The 24,812-nt window shown below is 32.9% G+C and carries 25 protein-coding genes; 18 read left to right on the forward strand and 7 right to left on the reverse strand.

Annotated features, from left to right (window positions below; genetic code table 11):
• Positions 1 to 259: 259 nt before the first annotated feature.
• Positions 260 to 1,405, reverse strand: coding sequence for a hypothetical protein (locus ACQH2P_RS04930; protein ID WP_425363256.1), 1,146 nt, complete (start codon positions 1,403 to 1,405; stop codon positions 260 to 262).
• Between the two features lie 338 nt (positions 1,406 to 1,743).
• Here ACQH2P_RS04930 and ACQH2P_RS04935 point away from each other — a divergent pair, with 338 nt between their 5' ends.
• The 5 genes from ACQH2P_RS04935 (at position 1,744) to ACQH2P_RS04955 (ending at position 6,688) form a co-directional block, all read left to right on the forward strand.
• Positions 1,744 to 3,093 (forward strand): TolC family protein, encoded by a 1,350-nt coding sequence (locus ACQH2P_RS04935; protein WP_425363257.1) that lies wholly within the window; start codon positions 1,744 to 1,746, stop codon positions 3,091 to 3,093.
• Between the two features lie 2 nt (positions 3,094 to 3,095).
• The gene (locus tag ACQH2P_RS04940; protein WP_425363258.1) at positions 3,096 to 3,548 is read left to right on the forward strand and encodes a DUF2497 domain-containing protein; all 453 of its coding nucleotides are present in this window, start codon (positions 3,096 to 3,098) and stop codon (positions 3,546 to 3,548) included.
• A 583-nt stretch (positions 3,549 to 4,131) separates the two neighbouring features.
• Positions 4,132 to 5,949 carry a hypothetical protein gene (locus ACQH2P_RS04945; protein WP_425363259.1) on the forward strand — a complete coding sequence of 606 codons (1,818 nt, stop codon included), beginning with the start codon at positions 4,132 to 4,134 and terminating at the stop codon, positions 5,947 to 5,949.
• Positions 5,919 to 6,227, forward strand: coding sequence for a DUF6356 family protein (locus ACQH2P_RS04950; protein ID WP_425363260.1), 309 nt, complete (start codon positions 5,919 to 5,921; stop codon positions 6,225 to 6,227). The genes ACQH2P_RS04945 and ACQH2P_RS04950 overlap by 31 nt, the downstream gene beginning before the upstream one ends.
• Positions 6,228 to 6,499: 272 nt before the next feature.
• A complete protein-coding gene (locus ACQH2P_RS04955) occupies positions 6,500 to 6,688 on the forward strand; it encodes a hypothetical protein (RefSeq protein WP_425363261.1) in 189 nt (62 codons plus the stop codon).
• A 6-nt stretch (positions 6,689 to 6,694) separates the two neighbouring features.
• On the opposite strand, the gene ACQH2P_RS04960 is transcribed toward ACQH2P_RS04955, so the two are convergent.
• A complete protein-coding gene (locus ACQH2P_RS04960; protein ID WP_425363262.1) occupies positions 6,695 to 8,272 on the reverse strand; it encodes a peptidylprolyl isomerase in 1,578 nt (525 codons plus the stop codon).
• Positions 8,273 to 8,351: 79 nt separating this feature from the next.
• Between ACQH2P_RS04960 and ACQH2P_RS04965 the strand changes: the two genes are divergently transcribed.
• The 4 genes from ACQH2P_RS04965 (at position 8,352) to ACQH2P_RS04980 (ending at position 10,887) form a co-directional block, all read left to right on the forward strand.
• A complete protein-coding gene (locus ACQH2P_RS04965) occupies positions 8,352 to 9,092 on the forward strand; it encodes a triose-phosphate isomerase (RefSeq protein WP_425363263.1) in 741 nt (246 codons plus the stop codon).
• The gene (gene secG / locus ACQH2P_RS04970; protein WP_425363264.1) at positions 9,089 to 9,394 is read left to right on the forward strand and encodes a preprotein translocase subunit SecG; all 306 of its coding nucleotides are present in this window, start codon (positions 9,089 to 9,091) and stop codon (positions 9,392 to 9,394) included. The genes ACQH2P_RS04965 and secG overlap by 4 nt, the downstream gene beginning before the upstream one ends.
• Before the next feature lie 26 nt (positions 9,395 to 9,420).
• Positions 9,421 to 10,254, forward strand: a complete 834-nt coding sequence (gene kdsA, locus ACQH2P_RS04975) for a 3-deoxy-8-phosphooctulonate synthase (RefSeq protein ID WP_425363265.1) — start codon at positions 9,421 to 9,423, stop codon at positions 10,252 to 10,254.
• 93 nt (positions 10,255 to 10,347) lie between these two features.
• Positions 10,348 to 10,887 carry a DUF1543 domain-containing protein gene (locus ACQH2P_RS04980; protein WP_425363266.1) on the forward strand — a complete coding sequence of 180 codons (540 nt, stop codon included), beginning with the start codon at positions 10,348 to 10,350 and terminating at the stop codon, positions 10,885 to 10,887.
• 502 nt (positions 10,888 to 11,389) lie between these two features.
• Here the strand turns inward: ACQH2P_RS04980 and ACQH2P_RS04985 are convergent.
• Positions 11,390 to 12,145: a leucine-rich repeat domain-containing protein gene (locus ACQH2P_RS04985; protein WP_425363267.1), complete on the reverse strand. Its 756-nt coding sequence runs from the start codon at positions 12,143 to 12,145 to the stop codon at positions 11,390 to 11,392.
• A 247-nt stretch (positions 12,146 to 12,392) separates the two neighbouring features.
• On the opposite strand from ACQH2P_RS04985, the gene ffh reads away from it, so the two are divergent.
• Positions 12,393 to 13,745, forward strand: a complete 1,353-nt coding sequence (ffh, locus tag ACQH2P_RS04990; RefSeq protein ID WP_425363268.1) for a signal recognition particle protein — start codon at positions 12,393 to 12,395, stop codon at positions 13,743 to 13,745.
• 64 nt (positions 13,746 to 13,809) lie between these two features.
• Positions 13,810 to 16,032, forward strand: coding sequence for a tetratricopeptide repeat protein (locus ACQH2P_RS04995; RefSeq protein WP_425363269.1), 2,223 nt, complete (start codon positions 13,810 to 13,812; stop codon positions 16,030 to 16,032).
• Positions 16,033 to 16,587: 555 nt separating this feature from the next.
• Here the strand turns inward: ACQH2P_RS04995 and ACQH2P_RS05000 are convergent.
• Both ACQH2P_RS05000 and ACQH2P_RS05005 read right to left on the reverse strand, forming a co-directional pair.
• Positions 16,588 to 17,091, reverse strand: a complete 504-nt coding sequence (locus ACQH2P_RS05000; protein WP_425363270.1) for an RNA pyrophosphohydrolase — start codon at positions 17,089 to 17,091, stop codon at positions 16,588 to 16,590.
• A gap of 97 nt (positions 17,092 to 17,188) precedes the next feature.
• On the reverse strand, positions 17,189 to 18,547 hold the full coding sequence (locus ACQH2P_RS05005; RefSeq protein ID WP_425363271.1) for a PleD family two-component system response regulator: 1,359 nt from the start codon (positions 18,545 to 18,547) through the stop codon (positions 17,189 to 17,191).
• Between the two features lie 402 nt (positions 18,548 to 18,949).
• Between ACQH2P_RS05005 and efp the strand changes: the two genes are divergently transcribed.
• From efp to ACQH2P_RS05040, 7 genes are all read left to right on the forward strand, one after another.
• On the forward strand, positions 18,950 to 19,516 hold the full coding sequence (gene efp / locus ACQH2P_RS05010; RefSeq protein ID WP_425363272.1) for an elongation factor P: 567 nt from the start codon (positions 18,950 to 18,952) through the stop codon (positions 19,514 to 19,516).
• Positions 19,517 to 19,522: 6 nt separating this feature from the next.
• Positions 19,523 to 20,275, forward strand: a complete 753-nt coding sequence (locus ACQH2P_RS05015; RefSeq protein ID WP_425363273.1) for an inositol monophosphatase family protein — start codon at positions 19,523 to 19,525, stop codon at positions 20,273 to 20,275.
• A gap of 133 nt (positions 20,276 to 20,408) precedes the next feature.
• Entirely contained in the window at positions 20,409 to 21,326 is a 918-nt protein-coding gene (locus ACQH2P_RS05020) for an Rpn family recombination-promoting nuclease/putative transposase (protein ID WP_425363274.1), read from the forward strand.
• Between the two features lie 54 nt (positions 21,327 to 21,380).
• Positions 21,381 to 21,710: a DUF2610 domain-containing protein gene (locus ACQH2P_RS05025; protein ID WP_425363275.1), complete on the forward strand. Its 330-nt coding sequence runs from the start codon at positions 21,381 to 21,383 to the stop codon at positions 21,708 to 21,710.
• 244 nt (positions 21,711 to 21,954) lie between these two features.
• Positions 21,955 to 22,650: a phosphatidylserine decarboxylase gene (locus ACQH2P_RS05030; protein WP_425363276.1), complete on the forward strand. Its 696-nt coding sequence runs from the start codon at positions 21,955 to 21,957 to the stop codon at positions 22,648 to 22,650.
• A 187-nt stretch (positions 22,651 to 22,837) separates the two neighbouring features.
• Positions 22,838 to 23,602, forward strand: coding sequence for a CDP-alcohol phosphatidyltransferase family protein (locus ACQH2P_RS05035; RefSeq protein ID WP_425363277.1), 765 nt, complete (start codon positions 22,838 to 22,840; stop codon positions 23,600 to 23,602).
• Positions 23,603 to 24,120: 518 nt separating this feature from the next.
• Entirely contained in the window at positions 24,121 to 24,267 is a 147-nt protein-coding gene (locus ACQH2P_RS05040; RefSeq protein WP_425363278.1) for a hypothetical protein, read from the forward strand.
• Between the two features lie 97 nt (positions 24,268 to 24,364).
• Here the strand turns inward: ACQH2P_RS05040 and ACQH2P_RS05045 are convergent, their stop codons facing one another.
• Together ACQH2P_RS05045 and ACQH2P_RS05050 are read right to left on the reverse strand one after the other, a co-directional pair.
• The gene (locus ACQH2P_RS05045; protein ID WP_425363279.1) at positions 24,365 to 24,487 is read right to left on the reverse strand and encodes a hypothetical protein; all 123 of its coding nucleotides are present in this window, start codon (positions 24,485 to 24,487) and stop codon (positions 24,365 to 24,367) included.
• A gap of 54 nt (positions 24,488 to 24,541) precedes the next feature.
• Positions 24,542 to 24,793 (reverse strand): hypothetical protein, encoded by a 252-nt coding sequence (locus ACQH2P_RS05050; protein WP_425363280.1) that lies wholly within the window; start codon positions 24,791 to 24,793, stop codon positions 24,542 to 24,544.
• Positions 24,794 to 24,812 lie beyond the last annotated feature (19 nt).

The raw sequence follows: 24,812 nt of genomic DNA on the forward strand, positions 1-24,812 counted from the left end.
ATGTAATATAATGTTATCTCCTGCTATTAGATGAAGGTTCTGACGAAATAATGACTCTAGTGCCACCCCCTAATTTAGTACGTATAACTTCCATAATATCTTTGTTTAGTATACCTTTATTATTTATAAGTGTCAGATATTGTTGTTTCAGTATCTCTTTAAATCGTTCGTTTCTAAGAGTAATTTATTCTTGGTATAAAAAATGAAAAAAGCAACCTAAAACCCGTTCTACTTTCTAACTTTTGATAGCTGTGACCTATTACCTTTCCCGTGCTGTGCCTTGGGCTTTGTTACTGCTATTTCCAAGAGCTACTTTCATAGCATTGCCAATTTGCACTAGTGCGGATAGTGGTTTTAAAGTAGTCTTTAATGATGTAATATCTTGTAAAAAGTGTGCTGGGAGAATATTTTGTGTTTTATCCTTAACTAAATTTACAAAAGTTCTGACGATTTTCTCTCTGTCGGGGGTTAATTTGACTGCTTCTTGTATTTGGGAAGTGATAGTAAATATACTTTTTGTTGCTTTATAACAACAGTCTAATTTATCAATTACGCTTTTATTAGGATTTAATGTAGAGAGGAGGGTTTCTTTTATACCGCATAATTCCGGTACGATTAAATTTTTTAAATCTTTTTCTTTATTTGGCATATGTCTAAGGATGTCATTCACACCATCATGTATGGCCCCAACAGCCCCAATTATACCACTCCTACTATAGGGCATTTCTTTAGATAAGTCAATAAGTTTTTTAAAAGAATCTTTCTCTTGTGGATCTTGTTTAACCGATTTATTAATTTTGTTCAAAGAATCAACATCTAACCCTAATGATGCTACAGCTACAGGTGATGCTCCTGTTGTTTCTGCTATTTCAGAAATTTGTTTGGCTTTACAATATTTTTCTTTAAGGTCTGGATGTTTTTCTATTGTAGCTATCTTCTCTTCAACTATTGCTAGTTTTGCCTTCCAATTATCTACTGTTTTTGTTAGATTTTCCGTACTGAGAAAAGATTTTACCGAATCTAACAAGCCACTTCCTTTGAGTATTAAACCGACTACCGGCATTTGTATAGATATTAAAGCAATTAATAAATTTCCGCAAAAATCGATGATCTTTTCTGACGCTCCAGGATATGAGGCATTTAATTTGTTTTGAAACTGCAAAATACTTTCAAGAGTGTTTATTATGTATTCAATGAAAGTGCTTTCAAAAAACAACATACCCTCCTTTGCTTGTTCTTGTTCGTCAAGATATTTGTCCAATTTATCTAAGGAGTTACCAACTGTTTCTTTAAAAGCTTCAGCTATTTCTCGGTTTTGTTGTTGATCGTTCGAATCTGAATCTACAAATATGTCATATATGGAGCCAGCTCTTTTTTTAATATTCTTTAAGTTATTGGAAAACATTTTGAATGTTTCCGTAGAATCAAATTTCAACTGCTTTATAGTAGCAGTAATAGAAGGGTTTGATAAGATACTAGATAAAGCACTGTCTGAAAGGAGAGAATATATATTAGGCATAATAAATTATTTATATTAAAATTTTTGAATTGGGAATCTATAATATTACTTAAAGATAATACAAATAAAAACTATAGTTTAACACTGTTATGTTGCTCTCAAGATTAGTTTTTGATATGTTACATATTAGCTTTATGTAATAGGTCAATTTTTAACTCAATGATACCTTTAACTTATTGCAGAAGCTAGCAAATTTTTTAACATAAACATATTTAGAATCAACTATGTATAAATTTACACATTTTGCCATTATCATTTTGTTAAACTGTTCGGTTTTGGCTGTCGACTTACCTGATGCTTTATCTAGTGCGTATAATAATAATGGTGACTTACAAACCATTAGACAGAATTTTTTAAATGAGATTGAACAATTTTCTGCAGCTTTCTCAGCTTTTATGCCTAGTGCATCTTATAATATTGATTCTAATATTAGTGGTAATAAAACGAAAGGGCGATATGAGGCTTTATATCCTAAAAAAGAATTAAAGTCACAACAAAGAACTTTAATATTAGAACAGCCTATATTTAGTGGTGGTAGTAGTGTGGCAAATTTGAAAGCTGCCCAGTCAGCTTTTAGAGCATCGCGTGCTAAATATTATGAGGGAGAACAGAAAGTTATTTTAAACTTAATAAAAAATTATCTCGAATGTTATGAAACAAAAGAAAAATATGAGATTTCTGAAATTAGTCTAAAAATGACTAAACATAACTTACAAACCATCGAAGAGAAACTAAAATTAGGTGAAGCAACATTAATAGATTTAGCTAGTGCCAAGGCCTCTCTTGCAGCATCTGAAACTAATAGATTAGCCTTATATGCTAAGTATCAAGCAATAAAAGCAGACTTCATTCGCATGTTTGGTATAGAAGCAGATGATATTGCTATGCCTCCTATGCCGGGCAACTTACCTAATTCATTAGGGGCTTTAATAGAGAGGGCTGTAAATGTTCATCCTAGCATAGATGCTATAAGACATAGTGTTAAAAGTCATAAAGCTGCCGAAATAGCGGCAAAGGCTGAACTTCTGCCTAGAGTAAGCTTTAAAGTTCAATCTGGTAAAACTTACTATACCCCAGAAATGCCGGATCATCCCGATAGTATAAGTACTACATCAAATTTATCAGTTAGTATACCTATTTATTCTAAGGGTAGTGAATATTCAAAAATTAGGAGAGCTAAAAATGCTACTAGGACTGCAGCTATTCAACTTGATGATACAATAAAACAAATACGAGCAAGTGCTATTGGCAGTTGGGAAGGATTTGAAGCAGCAAAATCTAGAATTATTGCCGCATCGCAAGGAGTAGAAGCTGCCCAGATAGCTTATGATGGGACGATGCAGGAAGAAATTGTTGGTTCTAAGACAATTTTAGAAGTTTTTACTGCTGAAGAAAAATTATATAATGCTAAGATATCAAAAGTTGATGCATACAAAGACTCTATCTTAACGGCTTACCAAATTAAATCTTTACTGGGGGAATTGACGGCAAAAAGCTTGAAATTAAAAGTTAAATATTTTACTCCTGAAGGTGAGTTTAAGGGGCTTAAGAAGAAACTTATTATAGGTTTTTAATTATGAGTAAAGATCATAAAAAAAACCAAGATATGTCAGTTGAAGAGATACTGAAATCAATTAAGGGAATGATTGATAATCGTAGTGGTACCCAATCTAATGATGACGATATATTAGAGTTGACTAACATAGTAGGTGAGGGGGAAGCCTGGAATGAAGGAGATAATCTAGAAGAGAATAATGTGCATAGTCAATTAACAGAGGAGTTATTGCAGGCATCATTGATATCCAATAAATCTGCAGCAGAAACTACCAAGATTTTCCAACATTTCTCGAAAACAGCTCGAGAGATTAACTCAAATACTTCAAACTCTAAGGTCAAAACATTAGAGGAGCTAATTGTTGAGATGATACGACCACAATTGAGCCAATGGTTAGATAAAAACTTGCCTTTATTAGTAAGGCAGTTAGTAGAAAAAGAGATTCAAAAGTTATTACCAAATGATCAAAAATGACTTAGTGCAGAAAGTAAATTATGTTAGTATATAGCTAACCAGATGGGCATTTATCCATGTAAACTGGTGTCATTGCGAGGGAAGGCCATAAGGTCGACGAAGCAATCCATAAAGGTAACCAAAGATGGATTGCTTCGTCGCTACTAAAGTAGCTCCTCGCAATGACGGTGGGTAAAAGTACTTTCGTCATTGCGAGACCACATAGTACTCGTGGCAATCCACTATTCATTAGATTGCTTCGTCGGCTTATGCCTCCTCGCAATGACGGAGTAATGTTAGTTGGGTTAGCTATCAGGGCAATTTAAAAGTCGCAACTAATGATATAAAATACTAGATTATAGAAACGAATAACCGTCATCGCGAGCCACGAAGTGGCGTGGCGATCCAAATAAACAGCTTGTTGTTTTATTTTTGCCGTTGCAATTTTTTGGATTGCCGTGTCGTAGCGAAGCGGCTCCTCGCAATGACGTTTATGCATTTCTTAAAACAGATTCTTATATCATTAGTTGCGACTTTTAAACTGCCCTGTTAGCTATAGCCTCTTTTTTGCTATGCTAATAATATAAAAAATGTGAGAATGCTAATGTACTTTAATATAGCTAACCAGATTAGTATTACTCTGTCATTGCTAGGAGGGGTGAAACCAGAACGAAGCAATATTGTTTTATGTCATTCCTGCGAAAGCAGGAATCTAGATTCCCGCCTACGCGGGAATGACAATTTACTACGCAGGAATGACAACTTACAGTTGTTTTATCGTAGCAAAGTAGCTCCTCACAATGACGTCAGTTTACTATGGCTAAATGCTAATCGGGTTAGTTATAGAGTTCTTGGAAATGAGAGTAGGAGTTTTGTTATTCTAAGATTATTAGCTAGATTAAGTTATAAGAAATTCTTGGTAATGTTTCTGATAACTATTTTTCTGTTTATGGATAGGGCTTATTCTGCTCCACCACCTCTTCCTCCAGCATTGCCACAATTAGAAAATGATGAAGTGAATAAACACAAAGAAGATTCAAAAGAGACAGATTCTTTGATGAAAGAAATACAACAGTTTATACCTTCTAAGAAAGTTGATTCTCAAGTACCAGAAGTAATAGAACCAGTATCCACCCCTCAAGATGCCAGTAAGGAAGAGGGGGAGACAGATTCTTTCATTGATTTAGGAAATAATAAATTACCATCTCTAGGAAATACTCTAGATGATAAAAAAATAAATAACTCAGAAGAATTGAAGCAATTAGATAAAATCCCGTCTCGGAAAATTGAACCAGAAGAGTCCAGAAAAAACAATAATAGTATTGATAATAATTCTTCTACCTTGCCACCAACTGAAAAGCAAAATACAGAGAGTCAGGATACTCCTATTGACGTACCTATTTTACCTAAACCTCAGATAGCTGGAGAGCAGATAGATAACAAGGCTAATCCCGAAGTAACTGAGCCTAATGTATCTCCTATAACTATACCAGATAAGGAAAAGAATCCAGTAGATTCACGGCAAGCAGATAGTGAAGATAAGAAAGGAGAGGTTACGCCCAATTTAGATATAGTACCTTCTTTACAAGAAAAAAAGCCTACTGAGTCTCAAGAAACTCCCCCTATCATACCAGCGGTATTACCTAAGGAAAATACTGAATCTAAAGCTACTAAACCTGATATTATACCGATCATTCCTAAGAATTCCCCAGTTTCTGCGACTTCGCAAACTCAAACCCCTGTACCAGTATTCGTAAAAGATGATAAGCAACCGGAACAGTCTAGCAAAGTTGTTGAAGAGAAAGATAATAATGTAGTTAAGGAAGAGAGAAAAGTAAATGAGAAGCAGTCGAATAAAGTTACTCCAATTACTCAAAGTGCAGTTAGTACCATTAAAGAAATATCACCGGAAATAACCTTATTCATAGAAGATGAAAAGCAAATGTTATTCTTGCCAGATGATGATATAGTATTGGGAAAGATTACAGAAGAGGCAAGATTAGATCAAATGGCGATGTATGAATTTATTCAAATGTCTAAGAGAATTTATGATAGTGGGTATAGAGAAAATCAAAGAAAGATAATAGATAGGTTTATTGATAATTATAATAGTGATGTACGTATTGCTAATAGTATAGTAAATGAGGCATCAGATAAAACGTTTGAGGCGGTTAGAAAGAATAATTTATTTGTTCTTAGGACTCTTTTGGATAATTATTTAATAATTCAAAAAAGGGGGGATGATAATTATACTCTTTTACACGAAGCTGCAGAAACTGGTAATTATTATATGGCAAAATTTTTGATTATGCGAGGGATAAGCATTAAGGCTACTGATTATCATTATAGAACAGCATTGGAAATCTCTGATGAGCAAAACGATAATGTTAGTTGCCTGATAAGGAAGGCAACAGCAAATTAGGCTCTGTTGACAAAATTTTAATTATTTACTATTACCACCAAGGATGTCACATGAGAAATTTATTTTTAGAACACCCTAAATCGTTAAAAGAAACTTACTTCGGGCATCTTAAACACTCTTTTTATCTTAGTTATACCTTGATAAAAATTAGTGCTATTTCCTTTGTTCACGGTTTCTTCCCTTTTTTATTTGTTACAACTACCAGTGATATGGTTGAGAAACTATCAAAAGATTTAGTGAAGAGACGTAATTGTTCGACAAAAGGAATGCTTAAATAGCTCCCCCGTCAAAAGTCTAAAGATACAACATCTGCTATGTTTAAACAAAAAGGATGTCATTCCTGCGTAGGCAGGAATCTATAATATCTCAGGGCTTTTTGTCCACTATTTTAGATCCCTGCTTTCGCAGGGATGACAAGCTTGGTACTGTGATTAGGTTATAAAAACTTTGTAAATCCATAAGGTTTTTGACAAAATAAGGTAAAAATCTTATGGATTTTGATGTGATTTTTAACCGCAAACATGTATTATAGTTATGCCTATAGGATTAGGTGATAAAGAACATAACTATTGTAAGTTGTCATTCCCGCGTAGGCGGGAATCTAGATACCTGCTTTCGCAGGTATGACACAAAGTTTGTATCACCTAATTCAATAGGTTTCACTATACCTCTAATACTTACAGCCCTTTTGACGGAGAGGCTAAATAGTGCAAATTTCTTCAGGCGGAAAATTAATTAAAAATGTTCATGACCCTACTTGTTTCATTTTGTTTTTCTTGATAGCATAGCTAATCAGCTCATCAATAACATTGTTTTGTATGGCACTTGCAATATCTTTCTCATTTTTCTTCTGTATTTCCTGTCTTTTTTTCTTATCAATTTTTTTTGATTTTACATAAGCAAAATACGCCTTATCTTTCGACTGAAAAACTGGGGTGTTGGAGCCAATATTAGCCTGAAAGATTGCTGATAGTAATTCTGTTGGTAGTTGATGATGACTGGACTGATTATTATGAATCTCAGATCTAGAAAAAGCTGTAGATTGGCTGGTAATAACTTTCAGAAATTCTTTACTATTAGCTGGGGTGTATTCTTTAGCAATAGTCTCTATGGTTTTTAAATTTAGCCCTATCAAATATTGTTCATTCCATAGTGTTTGTACTTGCTCCTTGATTACTGAGAATTCTTGTACTTTGCTTGGTTGAATAGATTTAATCTCAACCAATATAAAGGATCCTTTATCAGTTAATTCTATGGGGTATGATAATTCTCCTTCTGCAAGATCAAAAATACTGTCAGCATTTTGGACAATATCAATTTTATTAATCGCTAAATCCTGATAACTTATAGATTCTAAATTTTGTATGGGTAGTTCATATTTTCCGGCAATTTCTATTAAACTTGAACCAGCAGCAACATCATCTTCTAAATTTTTGATCATTAATAGCTTCAACTCTTCTGTTTTTTGTTGTTGCAATAATTCATTAACTTGTTTTTTGACCTCACTAAACTTTTTATTAGCAAATTCTTCTTTATTGTCATGATAAAAATTTAATAACTCCTCATCATTATTGTGAACTTTCTGGCATAATATTTCAGTTGATATTTTTACATAAGACAAGCTACGTTTTTCCGGCACTTCAAATAATGCTAGGTTATTTTTGTACAGTTCTTCTAACTGGGCTGTGGTTGGAGAGGGTATTGATAAGTCTTTAGATTGACTTTTTAGATCAATTTGTACAATATCTACATCTCTTGTTTCTGCCATATAATCTACAATATTTCTAACCATTATTTTTGGCGTGTGGAATGATTCTATAAAAATACTAATTAGAAGATTTTTTAATGTATGCTCTTTAATGTCGGATAAATAGTCTTCTTCATTAATGTAGGAATTTTTTAAAAAACCTTTAAATCGCTCTATATCAAATAGACCTTGTTCATTTTTAAAATTAGGATTTTCTTTAATCAACTGAATTACAGTATCATCAGTTATATCTAAATTATAATAGCGAATTAAATAGTTGATAATACGGTTATTGATAAGTTTTCTAATAATAAAATTATCAATATTTAACTGCTTTATATCTTCTTCACTAAGATTTGTGCCACTTTGTCTTTGAATAATACGAATTTGTTCGGCTTTTTCTTTTAGGAAATCTTCTTGGCTAATATTCTTTGCATCAGAAAATGTAATCAAATCAAAATTATTGTTAGTCTGTAATACATCTTTAATTCCCCATCCGACAAAGGCGCAGGCAATCATGCCAAGTAGAACACGCATTACAAAACCATCAGCAGCGTTTCTAATATTATTTAACATAAAATATAAAATTTTTCTTCTTTAAGTTTTTACAATACACTAAAATAGTTCGTCCACTAATATCTGCAAGTGATTTTTTATGAAAAAACTTATTATTGTTAATTGGAAAATGCATATGAGTTTAGATGATGCATTTAAATTTTGCACTAAGCTTACAGAACAACAATATAATAATCAACTTATTATAGCTCCTCCTGTCCCTTACCTTGCTTATTTATCTGATAAATTCAAATCTTTAGAGTTTTGTGGACAGAATGTCAGCCAATTTGCAGGGCAGGGGAGTTATACTGGAGAATATTCAAGCTTATTACTAAAACAGAGTAGAATTAATTACTCTATTATCGGTCATAGTGAACGCAGAAATTTCTTGCAAGAATCTAATGAATTAATAAGACAAAAAGTAGAAAATTGTTTAAAATCTCAGGTTACCCCTATTATTTGTATTGGAGAGGATCTAGCTATACGAAAAAATAATAATTATAAAAATTTCTTATTAAAGCAATTAGAGGAATCTTTGCCAAATTATGATATAATAGGTGAACAACATCTAATAGTAGCCTATGAACCAATTTGGTCTATAGGAACAGGGATTATTCCTAGGAAAGAAGAATTAATAGAGATATTTGAAGTTCTTAATTATTATCTCAAGCAAAGCCAAGTTGCAAATAATATCAGCTTGGTGTATGGTGGGTCTGTAAATTTAGATAATATAGAAAAAATATTGAATCTACAGAATATTGATGGGGTTATGGTTGGCAAATCTTCACTTGATTATCAAATGTTAGTTCAAATGTTAAATTTTAGGGTTTTTAGAAAATGATGAATATATTACTTTTTGTTCATATTGTGATAGCAATATTGCTAATCATCGTAATTTTGATGCAAAAGACTGGTAGTGATGGATTGAGTGGCGTTGGTGGTGGTAATGGGACTATGGGTGTTGTAGCAGGTCGGACAGTGGTTAATTTCTTGACTAAAACTACAGTAGTGCTTGCCACATTGTTTATAATCAATGCTATTATTCTTGCTAATTTGTCTTCTAAGAAAAATCCTGGGATAATTAAGAAAATTGAGCAAGTTGATGATAAGCAACAAGAATCTAGCTTGCCAATTGCTAAATAGAATTTAGGAAGGATATACTGTTACCTATGCAAAAAATAATTGACTTACATAACATCAAAATTGGTAATGCTCTGCCATTTATTTTGATTGCTGGACCTTGCCAAATAGAAACTCTAGATCACGCACTATTTATGGCAGACAAGCTTGTTACTATTACTGCTAAACTTAACATACCATTTGTTTATAAATCATCATTTGATAAAGCAAATAGAACTTCAATCAATGGCATCCGTGGTAGGGGGCTTGACAAAGGGTTAGAAATTTTGTATAAGGTAAAATCAGCCTTTAATTGTCATATTCTTACGGATGTACACACAGAGGCTCAATGTGCTATAGTTGCTGAAGTTGTCGATATACTACAAATCCCTGCTTTTTTATGTAGACAAACAGATTTACTGCGTGCTGCAGCGATGACCAATAAGGTTGTTAATGTGAAAAAAGGACAATTTCTTGCTCCTTGGGATATGAAGAATGTTCATGCTAAGCTGGAAAATTTTGGTGCTAAAAGTATCATGTTTACCGAGCGGGGGGCGTGTTTTGGTTACAACACATTAGTATCAGATATGCGTAGTTTACCAATCATGGCAGAAACCGGTACTCCAGTAATTTTTGATGCAACCCATTCGGTTCAGCAGCCAGGTGGTATAGGCAATAGTAGTGGTGGTGAGAGAAAATATGTTGAAATACTGGCAAGGGCAGCTGTTAGTGTTGGAGTAGCTGGTATTTTTATGGAAGTTCATCAAGATCCAGATAATGCACCAAGTGACGGCTCTTGTATGATCAAGCTGTCTGATTTAGAACCTATCTTATCTAGGTTAAAGAAATATGATGAGGTAACTAAAACAGTACCTGTGCTATAACAAAGTCTATACTAAAAAGCGACAGCAACTCTTGTATGGAACCATTTTTTTGTGTTATAAATAATCTTAATTTGTCTGTTGAAAACTTTTTATATGCAACAATTTCATGATTTTATATTTAACTCTCCTAAATTAGGTATTTTTTACCTTGGTGGTAAGATTGAAGGATGCAATATAGAAATACATGATGTGGTGTTTGTAATTGGGAAATCAAATATAGACATGTCTCAACAGATTAAAAGCAAATGGGTAGGCATACCTGAATCCTTACATATTGATTCTTGGTTTATAGCTGATACTATTGATGGTTTTAATATTCACATTCATGAAACAAAACCTACGGTTAGCGAGAATCATCTGTTTTTTGTGAATCTTGGTTCATATAAAAATAATTCCTTTGGAGAGTGCCATTTTATGACTTTGGTAGTTGCTCAATCAAGAAGTAAAGCAATTGAAAAGGCAAGAGAAAAGGCACCGAAAAATGAAGAGATGCAGCATAGTGATAATATCTATGATATAGATGAATGCATAAGAATTTCTAAAGTTAGCAATTATTATATTGTTCTCGAGCATACTGGTATAAAAAAAGAAAGTAGCATAATAAATGGTTATCAAAAACTGAAAAACTATTAAATATGCTGTAATTAATTATTCACCTTACGCATGGCATTTAAAAGTCATAGAGGGAACAGCTTGCCGTTTATTAGCTAGGATGCATGAGTCAGAACGAAGCAATTGTAAGCTGTCATTCCCGCGTAGGTAGGAATCTAAGATACCTGCTTTCGCAGGTATGACATTAAATTTAAGCAGGGATGACACAAAAATGCTTCGTCGACTCATGTCTCCTCGCAATGACATCGGTTATTTTTCTACAACTGTTAAACTACCATGATAACCTCTAAAACTGCTTTCTCTTCTAACTTTCGACAGTTGTGGGGGGCATACGCCTACTCGCAATACCGTATGTCTATAGCTCTTAACAAGTTAGCAATACCAGTATACTCTTCTACTTTGAAGAATTGTTTTTTGAAAATATCAGGGACTCGCATACTCATATATCTTATGTACGCTGCGTGTACTCGCCCCCCATTTTCAAATCAAATTCTCCAAATCATTTGAGTATACAAGAGCTTATTCAAGCCAGGCAAACAAAATCTGTTAATTCAGAAATATCCATTAGACTCATATTACCTAATAACGATGAACTTTGAGGCGAATGTTCTTGTAAGAAGGGTTGTTGTGATGCTATTTCTTCTATAATCCCACCTAATTGCTGCTGCATTTCTATAATCACGCCTAATTGTTGCTGCATTTCTTTTAATTTTTGTACAATAGACTGTAGTTTTTTGTCTAGTGTGCATTTGTTTTGCGACTGTGTTTGTATTTTGGAGGAAATGGGGAAGGGGCTTTTCTTTTCTATCCATTGACATATACTATTTTCTTGTGCCTGATCTCCTTGGTCATTCTCATTGGGTAATGTTTCTACAGCTTTTAATATATTTCTCTGTAATAGTGCAGTTACATTTTTTTGTAAGTTAGGCTCTATCTTATTGTTTCCAGACAACTCAAGTATCAATATATGGTTATTCTTTTCTAATGCTTGTACTAGATATTTTGTACCCTTATCGCTTATCTTGTTATTGTGCAAATCTATTCTCGTTATAGAATCATTGCCCTCTAAGAGTTTTGCTATTGACATAGCCCCTTTATTACCTACCTGGTTGCCATCCAAATTTATACGTTTTACAGTATGGTTTTGTAATAAGGCTTGTACTAGTAACTCAACGCCCTTATTGCCTATCTTGTTATTGTACAAATCTATGCTTTCAATATTTTCTCCTGCTTGCAGAGCTTTGATAATTGTATTGAGTTTTGTGGTAGCTTTACCCATAAAATTTACCTTATAAAAATTTAACAAATGTAGGATTGAACTAAATATATTCAAACCAGATACTTTATATAAAGCAACAAAATATCTTGCATGTAAAGTATTTTTGTAAAAATGAGTAATGATATTAAGTGGTTATTTTTTATTTGAGATAATATTTCGTTAATTGCTATTTTTTTTACTAATATGCTTAGTGCTTCTTAGCAAGTATGTTAGAATAATAAAATTAACTTATTAAATTTTCATTTTTATGTTCCAAACATTAACTCAAAATCTGACGAAAATCTTTGATCGTATCAAAAGAAGTGGCACTTTATCGGAAGCCCAAATAAATGATACTATGCGTGATATTAGGATTGCTCTTCTTGAGGCAGATGTGGCATTGTCGGTAGTTAAGGACTTTATTGCTGAAGTAAAATTAAAAGCTATGGGGCAAGAAGTCATAAAATCCGTATCTCCTGGGCAGATGATAGTAAAAATTATCCATAATGAGTTAATTAATATATTATCCTCTTCTCCAGATGAAAGTATCTTACAACTTAAATCTGCACCACCGGTAAATATTTTAATGGTTGGGCTGCAAGGTAGTGGTAAGACTACTGCCAGTGCCAAATTAGCCCTTAGACTAAAAAATCAGAATAAAAAGGTACTTTTAGTCTCTCTTGATACTTACCGTCCTGCTGCTCAGGAACAGTTAACTATCCTTGGTAAATCGATAGAGGTAGATAGTTTAACTATTATCCCAGAGCATACTCCTATCGATATTACTAAAAGAGCTTTGCACGAATCAAAATTAGCTGCCTATGATGTCGTTATTTATGATACGGCAGGTAGGTTACAAATCGATGATCAAATGATGCAAGAAGCAGTAAATATAAAAAATTTAGTAGAACCAAAAGAAATAATTTTGGTAGTTGATGCAATGACTGGGCAAGATTCAGTACTTATAGCTAGCAATTTTGATCAGCAATTATCCATTACTGGTGTAATTTTATCCCGTATTGATGGAGATGCCAAAGGTGGAGCAGCTTTGAGTATTAAGCATGTTACCAACAAGCCCATTAAGTTTCTAAGTACTGGCGAGAAATTGACAGATTTAGAGCTATTTGATCCAGAACGCATCGCCTCGAGAATATTAGATATGGGAGATATCGTCTCCTTTGTTGAAAAAGCGAGCAGCCTAATAGATCAGCAAGAGGCAGAAAAAGCAGCTGCCAGACTAAAAAAAGGTAAATTTGATTTGGAAGATTACCTAATGCAAATGAGGAGTATAAAAAAACTAGGTGGATTTGGTAGTATGATGAGTATGTTACCTGGCATGAATAAAATTATCGATAAGGTTGATCAATCGAAATTAAGTGGCAAATTAATAGAACAGCAAGAAGCAATAATTTTATCGATGACTAAAAAAGAACGAAGAAAACCAGATTTACTAAATGCCTCACGTCGGAAACGTATCGCTGAAGGTTCTGGAACATCAGTCCAAAAAGTCAATAATCTATTGAAACAATTTAAACAAATAAGTGATCTTATGAAAAAGGTAAGCAATATGAATCCCAAAAGCCTAATGCGTAGCAGTATCGGCAATTTATTTAAACCATAATTTTCCTTAAAACGTTCACTAGGAGTAAAAAATGAATAAATATTTTATATTATTAATATTAATAATGCCTCTTAATTCATTCGCCCAAGAGCGAATATCTAATTTTGTTACACCAGTTACTTATTTTGTTAATCACGTCCAACAATTAAATCTACTCGATAATGATTTAACTAAATACAGACGAACAAGCATAGTAGGCACCAGTGGTATGGGAAAAACCCAGCTTGCTAGGATGTATTCTTATGAGAATCAAAATAATTATAAACTTATTTGGTTTATTGATTGTAATTTAGATATTAATGCAGAGTTGTTAAAACTAGCAAAGGCTATTAATGCTACTTCTAAATCTAATTTAATATCAGAAGATATAATGTTAGTACGAAAAGAAATAATGAGCTATTTATCTAGTCAAGATAAATGGTTGCTGGTATTCGATAATCTAAAGGTAAGTGAAAATAAAAAAGTTCAGGAGTTTGTTGATTGGAAACATAACGGACACGTTATATTTTGCTCCCAAGATAGTGAAATATTACCGAACGCAATTAAAATGACTACATTTGAAAAAAATGATGTCATTACTCTTGCTAACAATATTTTAGAACATAACGATCTAAAATCAGCAGAATTCTTGAGTGAAGAATTTGCTGGTTATCCTATCCTGATAGTACAAGGGGCACAATTATTAAATAATGTACAAGGTTTAGATAGAGCCGAATATAAGAACAAAATCCACCAATCATCAGATAAAATTAAATTGAACATTATATTAGCTATCAATGAATTAAAGCCAAGCGCCAAAAATTTACTAAATAAAATAGCTTTAATAAATAATCAAGGCTTCTCAAAAGAATTACTAAGTTTTATTACTGACGATAAAAGTACTCTGAGTGACGATCTTTATCAATTATCTAAATTTTCCTTAATATCTAACATTGACCATAATGACGCTAATCCTATCTTTGAAATGCACGATGTTATTGCTCAGAAAATAGCTAAGATTAATTGTGCTGAGAATAATAAAGCTTATTTAGAGGATATTATTACTAAATTAGTCGGATGCGTGCCAAATAGTTTGATAAAAGCCCAACTTTTTAGAAAAACGAAAACTATGAGGGAAAATTTTGAAATACTTTCTAGAAATGCTGAAAAATATAACGCTAATATATATAAAATTATGCAACTGAATAGACAACTAATAGCAGCATATCTTATCTCTTACGATTACCATAATACAGAAAGACTCATTAATTGGTTTAATAAAAATGATCAACAGGGAGCTGGTAAGTTTAAATTATGGTTAATGAATAATGACGAGAAATACACATATGCAAGTTACCTACGAGCAATAGGCGTGTATTATAGAATTTCCTCTAATCATAAAGCAGCAATAAATTATTGTACAAGAACGAAAAAAATATTAGATAATGTACAAGGTTATGAATCTTTTAAATGGGCTGTACTGTTTACCTTAGCAACATCGAATATTGCATTAGGTCAAGTTCAAGAAGCAGAAAAAAACATTGAGATTATAGAACAAATTGTTAATAAAGGTTTAATGGATGAAAGTGACATATTTTATATACATGATGCTAAAGCGCTTCTATTCCTCATGCAAGGGAAATATACTGAATCATTAGAACAAGTTAATAAAAGCATAGAAATAGCCATTAAAAACGGAACAAGCCCTGATGACCCATGGCTTATAAATTCTTATAATATTAAAGTAGAAGTATTAAATTACCTTAAAAAGCACCAAGAAGCGTATGCCATAGCCAAGCAAGTATATGACATGTGTAAATCCTTTAAAAAAGAAGATGATGAAGTATTTGGTTGCACTTTTGTTGAAATGGCAAGAAGTGAATTAGGACTGGGTAAGCTAGACCAAGCCTCAGAGCATATTAATAATGCTATTTCCATATTCTTAACCAACGAACTTAGAAACCCTAGAAATGCAGATTATTCAGAAGATACAGACCTAGCAGCGAGCTATGTAGTGCAAGGTGATATTCTGTTCGCCCAAGATAATATAAAAGAAGCAATAGACTCCTATAATAAAGCTTATAACATATATTATTATTTATATAGAGATAATCGTAAAAATGTGGCTCAAGTTAGTTACTTATATAGTCAAGGAGCTAAAGCTGCGTGTAAAGCACAAAACTTATTTAGTTATAAATTTTTTGGTAAACCGCAAGTCAAGGAGTTTGGGATAAATCACCCTAATACTGTATCTATGTTTGAGTATTGTAAACAATATAATATGGATTTATGGGCAAAAGGAAAATAGGTTGCTGTGAACAAAATTTTAATTGTCTATATTTTGAGTATTGTTAACCATAGTACCCTACATTTTTTATTCTATCGTAAAAATAGCAAAAAATTATAAGGATATTATGCTACACAAGCGTCATTGCGAGGAGTGTGTAAGCACGACGAAGCAATCCACTTCTGGTCTTTTGGATTGCTTCGTCGCCTAAAGTGGCTCATCGCAATGACGCCTGGCTGTTTTTCCTATGACTTTTAATAGTCGCTCCGTCAAAAAGGCTGTAGGTATGAGAGGTAATACATGTTTGCGGTTAAAAATCACATCAAAATCCATAAGATTTTCACCCTATTTTGTCAAAAACCTTATGGATTTACAAAGTTTTTATAACCTAATCACAGTACCAAGCTTGTCATCCCTGCGAAAGCAGGTATCTAAAATAGTGGACAAAAAGCCCTGAGATATTATATAGTTATGCTCATAGGATTAGGTGATAAAGAACATAATCCTATGAGCATAACTATAGCTATTTTAGTACATCTCAAAATTGGAACAATCTCTATGAATCATATAACTTATCTAAGATTTCTTATCATTAATGATAGGAGAAAATTCTTTAACTACAGCCTTATAAAGTTTTCGTTTAAAGGGAATTATAATTGACAATAATTCATCAAATTTAACCCAACGCCATTCCTCAAATTCTGGGTTACTAGTGTTAATATTAATATCTTCATTAGTACCTGTGAACCTAATTAAAAACCATTTTTGTTTTTGACCCCGGAAATTACCATCCCATAATTTAGGTATTAAAACTTTAGGCACGTCATAACTATACCAACATCTGCTTTCTGCAAGAATATACCCTTTGTTGGAACCTATCTCTTCTGACATTTCTCTAAGAGCGGCAACACTGGGTGTTTCTCCCAAATCTATACCACCTTGAGGCATTTGCCAAGCTGGTATTTTACTATCGATTCTTTTGCCAACAAATACTCTATTAGTACCATCAATTATCATCATACCTACACTTGGTCTATATGGTAATTCATGGTAACATTTACGAAGAGTTTTATTTTTCATGATCTTAGTTTTGTATGGACGGCAGATTAGCAAAATGCCCACCTCACAACCTAGTATAATTGATTACTCTTTATTTGTGTACCTAAATTATTAATCCTTAAGTTATTTTAATTACTCTATTTCTTCCTTGTTCCTTTCCTTGATACAGAGCTTGGTCGGCACGTCCTATAAAATCACTAATAGTTTCTCCTATTTTGTATTCAGTTACTCCTATTGAAATAGTTTTCTTAATAGGGTTCTCTTGAGTTTTAACTTTAAAATCGATAGATTCCACTGTTGTTCTTAGCCGCTCCGCTACATACATAGCCTCGTCAATCGTTATATCATTTAACAGGATAGCAAATTCCTCGCCACCATACCTAGCAATTAAGTCTGTAACCCTAAAAATGTTTTTCATAACATTAGTAATGGTTTTTAGCACTATATCTCCTGCTTGATGACCATAAGTATCATTAACTTGTTTAAAATGATCAATATCACACATAAGTAAGCATAAGGGTCTTTTGCTATCGGCAGCTTTCTTCACCATTTGTTTTATGTGCGTATCAAAATAATGGCGGTTAAATATACCAGTCAAACCATCTTTAATCGATAAATTTACACTTAACTCTAAATCATTGCGTAATTTATCTTGATAATGTTTTCTTCTCAATTGAGTTTTGATTCTAGCTAATAGCTCATTTTTATCTATTGGGTATATAAAATAATCATTAATACCCAGTTCCAAACCCTTGATAACTATTGCTCTATTTTCTTCTTCGGCTTGTAATATGAGTACTATGTCATGAAACTTAGCATTAGAACGTAACATCATGCCTATTCGCAAAGGATCTCCTTGCTCTAATTGGCAGCTAATAATTACTAAATCCGGGATATATTCGGTATCTTCCTCCAATTCATTAATATCAGATATTATTTTGATGTTTGGGGTAAGAGTTAGAAGCATTTTATGTATATTTCTTGCCTGCACTATATCATCGTTAATTAACAATATTTTATTATCTGAGAAATTATCCTGTATTTCTATGACAGAACCACCTAATTCAGCATTAGTAGTATTTCTCAGTTTCAGTTCATCAATAACCGCCTTCATTCTAGCAAGAGATCGTACCCTGGCAAAAAGAGCAGTATCAACGATAGGTTTTGTTAAGAATTCATCAGCTCCAGCTTCAAGCCCTCTTATGCGATCTTCAGTATCAGAAAGGGCTGTAACCATAATAACTGGTATATGCATGGTAGAAATATTAGACTTAATTTTTCTACAGGTTTCAAATCCATCCATATCAGGCATCATGGCATCAAGCAATACAATATCAATCCTATTAATGGTAAGAACGTTCAGAGCATCTTTACCATTATCGGCAGTAAAGACGGTGTAATATTCTCCTAAAAGTTTAGCTTCCAGTAATTTAACATTTGATTCTATATCATCAACTACTAGTACATTGGCAGTCATAAAATAAATATATTCGTTTGTATGTTCCTTAATATAGCTAACCCGAATAAGTTCTTGAGAACCCTGGCGTCATTGCGAGGAGTGCGTAAGCACGACGAAGCAATCCAAATTTAATCGTTTTCATGGATTGCTTCGTCGGTCTTATGACCTCCTCGCAATGACATTTATGAACTTACAACTAATATCAAGAACCTGATCGGGTTAGCTTTATGTTTCTTAATAATTTTCTTATTGTATCATAAATTTTTACAGCACTAAGTAATTTTACTAAATTATTATTACTTAAATATACTTGTGTTTATAACAGTTATTGTATATTCTTCCTAATAAATTCATGTCATCATAGTTCAGTAAATTTAGGATTGGCTAAGAATAATTATATTTTAAATAAGTGATAATAATATGAAAATTTCAGCAAATGCTATTAGGGCTGGTAACATTATAGTGTATAATAATGAGTTATGGGTTGTGCATAAAACGCCTGAACATACTAAACCTGGTAAAGGTGGAGCTTATGTACAAGTAGAGATGAAAAATTTTAAAACTGGTACAAAACTTAATGAGCGGTTTAATTCATCCGATTATGTTGAAAAAGCACAGCTTGATAATAAGGATTTACAATTCCTATATTTTGAGGACGATAATCTAGTTTTAATGGATAATGAGACATTTGAGCAAATTTTAATCAATAAGTCAATTCTTGGCGAAAGTTTGCCATTTCTTGAGGATAATATGGTGCTAAAGGTACAGTTTTATGAGGAAAAAGCTTTGAGTGCTGAATTACCGCAAACCGTTATTGCTGAAATTATGGAAACTGATCCTGTAATTAAAGGCTCTATGGTAACATCTTCTTATAAACCAGCGATCTTAACTAATGGAGTAAAGGTAATGGTACCACCTTATTTAGTGGTAGGTGAAAAAATAGTGGTAAAAATTGAAGATATCAGCTTTGTTGAGAGAGCCAAGTAATAGTGTATGCAACAACCAATAACTAGCTTACTTATTACTGCGTCACGTAAAGCTGTTAAATTTTTGCATAGAGATTTTTTGGAGCTAGAAATGCTTCAGAGATCTAGTAAGGGAAATTACGATTTTTGCAATAAAGCATATGTTAAAGCACAAGATTTATTACGTAACGAGTTGCAAAAATATACAAGTGCGTTATTCTTTCCAGAGGATAAGTTTGAACCGGATAAGGCTGATGAGATGGTTTTATTAATAAACCCGCTGGATGGTTTGAATAATTTAGAAAAGAGCCTACCATTTTTCGCTGTATCTATAACATGTTTAAAGAAGATTAATAAAATTTTAACTACGATATGTACGGTGATAAATTTTCCAGCTCTTGATGAGATTTATTATACTGAAAAAGGAAGAGGGGTGTGGTCAGAAAATAATACTACTAATAATGGTAGTAGATTGAGGGTTTCTGGTTGTGCTAGTGTTGATAATTTTCTAATTGCTACCGATGACTTTAATATCAACCCAGTTTTCTTAAAAAATGCTAGGGTTTTTGGTTGTCATTGTTATGGAATGCTACTACTGGCAGCTGGTAAGATTGATGCTGTTTATTTTTCATCAGTAAATTATACTTTAAAAACTGGTTTTGATTTAATAGTTCAAGAATCAGGTGGAGCGATAATAAATAATGATAAACTGTTTGTTGCTACTAATTATGAACTTTCTAAGAAATTTGAACATTTATTAACAGAAAAAACATCTACTTGAGTAATTAAATTTTTGAAAAACATTTTATTTTTGTTACTGTTGTAGTTGAATTTTTATATATAAGGTAGTTTTTTTCTGTGTTTTGGACTATAATAAGCTCGTTATATGAACAATAAAGAACAGTATAATTAGTATGAATAATGATAAGCCGTTAGTTAGTTTTGACTATGCTATCAAATATCTTCTAAAAGATAAAGGGGATTATAGTATAGTAGAAGGTTTTATCTCTGCTCTTCTTAAAACTAAGGGCTATAAAGATGTTAAGATAATATCTCTTCTTGAAAGTGAAAGTAACAAAGAAGATAGTAAAAGCAAAAGAAGCCTAGCTGATTTAATTGTTGAAGATGAAGAACACCATAAATATATTATTGAAATCGAACGTAATGTTCAGGAATCCTTCATCCATAAGGCTTGTTTTAATACTTCAAGACTTATCGTGGATAATCTTGCACAAGGAGCGGATTATACACAAATTATCAAAATATTTCATATCTCTCTACTTTATTTTCCTATAGGTAATGGCAATGGTACTATTTACCATGGTAAAACTATCATTCATGAAATAGAGACTAATGAACGTTTAACTGTTCATATTAAGAATAAAGAAACTGATGAAATTTTTGATGCTACCAATATTTTACCAGAATATTTCTATATATCAGTACCACTGTTTAATGATCGTCTAGAAAAAGAGATCGATGATTGGCTGCATGTCATGAAATATGATGAAGTACCAAAAAATTATCATTCGCCTTATATGAGTCAAGTAGCAGAAAAGCTTAATATCCTAAGAATGACTTCTGAGGAAAGGGCAAGCTATTTCTATTATCAGAAACAGATTTATACTGATAGAGATGAACTAAGAACTGCTGAAGCTATAGGTAAAGCTAGCGGTGAAGTTATAGGGGAAGCTAGAGGTGAAGCTATAGGAGAAGCTAGAGGAAGAATAGAAATAGCAAAAAAAATGATAGCTAAAGGCAAATCAGTTAAGGAAATAATAGAACTTACTGAGCTCAGCAAGGAACAAATAGAAAAATTAAAATTGCCATAACAGGTTTGTGGTAATAGACGATAATATTCTAATAATTCAACACGATATTATGTTATGAAAAAATTTACTGTTAATTGTGATTTTGGCGGGCAAATGGCACCGTTTACCATATATGTAGGGCAACCTGAGCCAGGACATCATCCTTTGCATTTTCAGGATGACTGGTTATCAAAGCAACGTGGTGGAAAAATACCACCAGAGGTCATGGATGCAATCACTAAGCTACAAGAACTGGCTAATAAGAATAATGTATTACTTGAAGAATTATGTGTGTATGCTCTTGGCTCAGCACAAGAAGAGGATGATAGAACTGAAAAAAATGAAGGATCAGAAAGTAACAATGATGAGCATGATAGTAATAATGATGTTAACGATGGGATATGATATAAAGTAACAGCAAAATGATGTCATTGCGAGATATCGTAGTGATTGTGGCAATCCGCATTCACTAGATGGATTGCTTCGTCGACCTCATGGTTTCCTCGCAATGACGTTGTTTAATGCATCAACTTATCCCAACATTAATGGGTTAGCTATACTAATTAAAAAATAAAATTTAAATGCAATTACCTATTAGTGCTATTAATAATTAATGTATACTAAAATTAATACGAATTAGAGAGTGAGAATGAAGCAGTATAATGATTTGTCTAAGATTATTCATCGAGAAGGTTATATATTTATTGTAAGCTTTGCAGTGGTAACTTTTTTACTTTTTACTGTCCATAATACCCCTGGGTATATAGGATTGGTTATGACAGTTTGGTGCATATATTTTTTCAGAAATCCGGATCGCTTTACTCCTATTAGTGACGATTTGGTAGTAAGCCCAGCAGATGGAATAGTGCAAAAAATAACAGAAGCTGTTCCACCGATAGAACTTGGTCTTGGTGATCAGGAAATGATTAGAGTTAGCATTTTTTTGAATATTTTTAATATTCATGTAAACCGTATTCCGGCTAATGGCAAGATTTTATCTCTACATTACAATCCTGGAAAATTTTTCAATGCTTCCCTTGATAAAGCAAGTATCTATAATGAACGTCAATCTGTTCTAATGGAAACAAAGAGTGGTCATAAAATTGCCTTTGTGCAAATCGCAGGATTAATAGCTAGAAGGATATTATGTGACTTAGAAGAAGATACTGAGGTTAGAATTGGTGATAGATATGGTATTATCCGCTTTGGTAGTAGAGCTGACGTTTATTTGCCACTTAAAACTGCCCTTTGTGTTACCGAAGGGCAAACTTCAGTTGGTGGAGAAACTATTATTGCTGATTTTAGGAACAAAAAAACATCTGAACTTAAATTTGAAAGAAGGTAATACTAATTATAGCTCACCCTAATAGTATTTAGTCATATCAAACTGGTGCAATGTTTGTTATCCCTGCGAAAGCAAGGATCTAAAAAAACTCTAAGAGATCATAGATTCCCGCCTACGCGGGAATGACATCTTTTCCGCTGGAGCAAATACTATTCGGATTAGCTATAGTTAAGTATATAGGTATAAATTGATTAAAATACGCAAAGTTAGAATAACAAAACCAATTCCGTTTATAAAATTACTTCCTAATTTTATCACTTTATTGGGTCTTGTGGTTGGTATTAGTGCCATTAAATTTGGATTGGATGGGCTATGGGAAAAGGCTGTGTATTGTACCTTAGTTGCTGCTATAATAGATGGAATTGATGGTAGGATAGCAAGGATGCTAAATGCTACTAGCCCGTTTGGTGCTGAACTGGATTCATTATGTGACTTTGCTAATTTTGGGGTAGTCCCGGCTGGTCTTATATATTTATGGTCTTTTCAGCAATATGAATATAAAGTATTTTCATGGGGAGCTATATTATTATTTATCGTATGCATGGCATTAAGGCTTGCAAGGTTTAATACTGCTATTTTTCATGAGATACATAATAAGAAACTAGAGTATTTTTTTACTGGCGTACCTGCTCCTTGTGGAGCTTTACTCGCTCTAATGCCAGTGATTTTGGATTTTGAAGTGAGTGGTATTTTAGGTATTAATATTCGTGTCCATACCATTATGATAGGTTTATATATTGTGGTAATCGCTTTTTTACTTGCCAGTAGGTTGCCAACATTTTCAACAAAAAATATTAAGATAAAACATGAATATTTATCGTTAGCAATGATGATATTTGCTGTTATCATAATAAGTCTTATTATATATCCGTGGTATTTGTTGCCCTTCATTGCTTTTATATATATGCTGTCTATACCAGTTTGTTGTTTTATTAGTAAAAGATTTTATTAGGTTACTGTGACAAATGTATATAGCTAATCCGACTAACATTACACCAAATTCACATATGTCATTGCGATGAGACGCTTTAGTGGCAACGAAGCAATGCTGCTTTGTGTCATACCTGCGTAAGTAGAGGGATCTAGATTCCCGCCGTTGCTAAGAATAACAACTTACAATTGCTTCGTTGGTCTTATGACCTCCTCGCAATGACGGGTAATGCTAGTTGACTTAGCTATATAACTTAAACATAAAAAAATGTTATTACCAATGTATAACTCCCTGCTTTCAAGAATATAATTATGTTAAAGCTACTTGAAAAATATAAGTCCCATCCATTTTTTAAATATTTCCTAGCACTACAGTCGTAAACTTTGTGCATACAGTGCACGGGTTCTTTCTTTATCTTTAAAGTGACAATCTTTTGCTCTGGCTTGGTGTCGTCTTCGCCATAAGGATAGGCTTAAGAATGCTTCCTTTGTTGTCGTAAATAAGCTTGAAAAAATCAACTTTACAAAACGTCTAATTTCTTGAACCGTAAGGCTGATATAGTGAAACCTATTGAATTAGGTGATATAAACTTTGTGTTAACCTTGCGAAAGCAGGTATCTAGATTCCCGCCGCAGCTAGGAATGACAACTTACAATAGTTATGTTCTTTATCACCTAATCCTATAGGCATAACTATAACATAAAAGATACTGAAAATTGTATGGTGTCTTAGCTCCTACCATTTCCGCTAATTGCCAGCTATTCTTCCTCTCAACAGAACTCATTAATGCTTTGACATACAGTGACATATTATTAAAAGTTCTATATCATTACATCCTACTCTTAAACCACTCTGACCTTCTTCTATCATTCCTTCCAGTTCTTGCCATATCTTGATGTTATCCATTCCTTATCTCATCTCCTCCTTCAACTATGCCATACATTTTATATTATTTGTAAACTACAACTGTAGTACTAGCCCGAGTAAGTTCTTGAGAATCCAGGAGTCATTTCGAGGAGGCGTGAGCCGACGAAGCAATTGTGAATTGTCATTCCCGCGTAGGCGGGAATCTAAGATCCCTGTTTTCGCAGGGATGACATTAATATTAAGCAAGGATGACACAAAACAGGATTGCTTCGTCGACCTATGGTCTTGACGGAAGGCTACCAAAAACCTTCCAGGATTAACTATATTTTTATCATATAATATCACCTAATTTAATAGGTTTTAC

Source organism: Candidatus Tisiphia endosymbiont of Hybos culiciformis, from assembly GCF_964030975.1.
Taxonomy (GTDB): domain Bacteria; phylum Pseudomonadota; class Alphaproteobacteria; order Rickettsiales; family Rickettsiaceae; genus Tisiphia.